The organism is Streptomyces sp. E2N166 (assembly GCF_003671715.1).
GTDB lineage: Bacteria > Actinomycetota > Actinomycetes > Streptomycetales > Streptomycetaceae > Streptomyces > Streptomyces thinghirensis.
Genome location: NZ_RAIF01000032.1, coordinates 722078 through 725176, shown reverse-complemented (window position 1 = coordinate 725176; position 3099 = coordinate 722078). Strand labels below are relative to the sequence as shown.

General features: G+C 70.5%; 2 protein-coding genes. Both read right to left on the bottom strand.

Annotated features, from left to right (window positions below; genetic code table 11):
• Positions 1-1743: polyketide synthase (locus EBH09_RS30320; protein ID WP_153182747.1), on the bottom strand; the 1743-nt coding region annotated here is incomplete at its 3' end.
• Between the two features lie 24 nt (positions 1744-1767).
• Positions 1768-2901, bottom strand: a complete 1134-nt coding sequence (locus EBH09_RS30315; RefSeq protein ID WP_121751077.1) for an OzmP — start codon at positions 2899-2901, stop codon at positions 1768-1770.
• Positions 2902-3099 lie beyond the last annotated feature (198 nt).

The following is a 3099-nucleotide window of genomic DNA, read 5'->3' as shown; positions in this document are numbered from 1 at the left end:
GGCGGCGACCGTGCCGCCCTCGGCGAGCAGGGCCTCGGCCTCGCCGGGGCGTCCCAGGGCCGCGGCGCAGGCGTCGGCGGCGTCCCGGTAGGCGGGCACCGACCCGTACAGTTCGGCCGCGTCGGCGGGGTCGGCGCCGGTGCCGGTCAAGACGAGGACGGGGGCGCTCGGCTCGCGTCCGCCCACGCCGCGGCGGATGCGCTCCGCGTTGCCGAGGGCGAGCGCCATGGCCGCGGAGCGGGTGCTGTCCGCGACCAGGGCCAGCCGGTGGGTGTGGGCTCGGCGGCCGAGGCCGAGGGTCTGGGCGACGGCGGCCGGATCCAGGCCGGGATGGGCCCGCAGGTGGCGGGCCAGGGCGGCGGCGGCCTGTTCGAGGGCGTCCTCGGAGCGAGCGGAGAGGACCAGCAGCTCCGGCCGGCTCTCTCGCGGGGCCTGCTCGCGGGCCGGGCCCTCCTGGAGGATCACATGGGCGTTCGTACCGCCGATGCCGAAGGAGCTGACCCCGGCGCGCAGCGGGCCCGTCCCGCTCTTCCACTCGGTCTTCTCGGTGTTGACGAAGAACGGGCCGGCGGCGAAGTCGATGTCCGGGTTGGGCTCGGTGAAGTGCAGGCTGGGCACCAGGGTGCGGTGCTCCAGCATCAGCGCGGTCTTGATCAGGCCCGCCATGCCGGCGGCCGTGTCCAGGTGCCCGATGTTGGTCTTCACCGAGCCGAGCGCGCAGTACCCGGACCGGTCGGTGCCGTCGCGGAAGGCCTCGGTGAGCGCGGCGACCTCGATGGGGTCGCCGAGCGGCGTGCCGGTGCCGTGCGCCTCGACGTAGCCGATGGTCTCCGGCTCGACGTCGGCGACCTCCTGGGCGTCGGCGACGACGGCGGCCTGTCCGGAGATGCTCGGCGCGGTGTAACCGGTCTTGGCGGAGCCGTCGTTGTTGATGGCGGAGCCCTTGACGACGGCGTGGATCCAGTCGCCGTCGGCGAGGGCCTCCTTCAGCCGCTTGAGGACGACCGCCCCGGCGCCGCTGCCGATCACGGTGCCGCGGGCCTCGGCGTCGAAGGCGCGGCAGTGCCCGTCGGGCGAGAAGATCATGCCTTCCTGGTACTGGTAGCCCTGGCCCGGCGGGTTGAGGTGGACCGCGCCCACCAGGGCCATGTCGCACTCGCCGCCGAGCAGCGCGAGGCAGGCGGTGTGCAGCGCGACCAGCGAGGTGGAGCAGGCGGTGTTGACGTTGACGCTGGGGCCGGTCAGGTTGAGCTTGTACGACACCCGGGTGGCGAGGAAGTCCTTGTCGTTGGCGAGCATCAGCCGGTAATGGTCCACGGAGGACGCGGCCCGGTAGCGCTCGCCCAGGTTGTGCAGCAGGTAGGTGTTCATGCCGGCGCCGGCGTAGACGCCGATCTGGGCGTCGGTGCGCTCGGGGTCGTAGCCGGCCCGCTCCAGGGCCTCCAGGGAGCACTCCAGGAAGACCCGGTGCTGCGGGTCGAGGATCTCGGCCTCGTCCTGGGTGAACTGGAACAGCCCGGAGTCGAACAGGTCGGTGCCGGGGATGGTCTGGGCGGCCTTCACATAGCGCGGGTCGGCCAGCCGGGCGGCGGGCACACCGGCGGCGAGGAGTTCCTCGTCGGTGTACCGGGTCAGTGTCTCGCGGCCCTGGCTGAGGACGTCCCAGAAGCGGTCGACGGTGTCGGCGCCCGGGAAGCGGCAGGCCATGCCGATGATGGCGACGTCGGAGTCGGAAAGCGTCATGGTGCTGGTTCTCCTGCTCGTGTGTCAGCTCAGCCGGATGCCGAGGTCGGCGGCGACGGATCGCATGTCGAGGAAGCTGCGGGCGACGAAGCGGGCGGCGTCCTCGGAGGCGTCCATGCGCTGGAAGAGGTCGACGAGGCTGCGCTCGTGCTCGTCGCGGTCGCCCTCGCCCGCCGCGATCTCCTTGACGACCTTGCCGAGCCGGTCCTCCACGTCGGCGAGGTCGAGGGAGCGCGGGAACTTGATGCTGAAGGTGTTGCGGTCGTAGGAGGCGTTGCGCTTGACGGACCGCACGTGGCTGGCCGCGTTGAGCTTGTAGAACATGCAGTCGAAGTTCGTGAACGAGTAGTAGTTCAGCAGCGGGAAGAGCGTGCAGTGGGTCTCCATCGGAGACGACTGGTACAGGCCCTTGGCGCGCAGTTCCTCGACGATGCGGTCGGGGTCGTACTCGTGCCGCATGGCGATGAACGGAAAGACGATCTTCGGCAGGTTCTCGTCGTCGTCGAAGAGGAGCTCCTCCAGCTGCCCGCCGAAGAGCGTGTCGACGAGTCGCTCGCCGAACGTCTTGTAGAAGTCGCGCACGACCTCCCGGACGTTGGACTCCATGGTGAGGATCTGCTGCGGGTCGGCGCAGAGCGCGATGTAGGGGATCTTCTGCCGGTAGGCCATGAGGATCGCGCGCAGCACGAAGAAGGTGCGGCAGGAGACGCAGGGCAGCTTCTCGTCGAGGTACTTGCCGGGCTTCTTCGGCGCGGGGCGGTTGAACACCTCGCGCATCATCAGCTTGATGTTGTCGTCGTCGGCGTCGAGGACGAACGTCGCCGGGATCTTCTCCCGGGCCAGCGCGATGTTCTGGGCGGCGTGCTCGCTCTCGAAGGGCACGTCGAAGGTGAAGGCCAGCACCCGCTTGCCGTACTCGTTGACGAACTTGTCCAGCATGTACGTGCTGTCCTTGCCGCCGCTGTACATGAACAGGCAGTCGTACTCACCGGCGCCGGGCGGCGCCTGCTGGAACTCGGTGAACACCTCGCTGGTGTAGCGGTAGTTGACGAGCAGGTCCTCGGCGAAGTCCAGGTTGCACAGGTTGCACACCCCTTGGTCGTCGAGCACCACTCCCGGATGACCGGCTTTGAGCGAGCAGACCTGGCAACTGGACACGGAACCCCCTGGCGAGACGGACGGATCGGGTTGTGCGGTGGGCGTGGCGGCGTCGGGCCGGCCGGTCATGAGCGCCGCCCCCTGCGGTCGCGGCGGCGGGCGAGCGCAGCCGTGTCCCGGGAGCGGCGGGGCCGGGACGAGGCGGGCTCCGCGGGGCGGCCGGCGTCGGCGACATGGGCGGCCATGGCCCGTACGGTC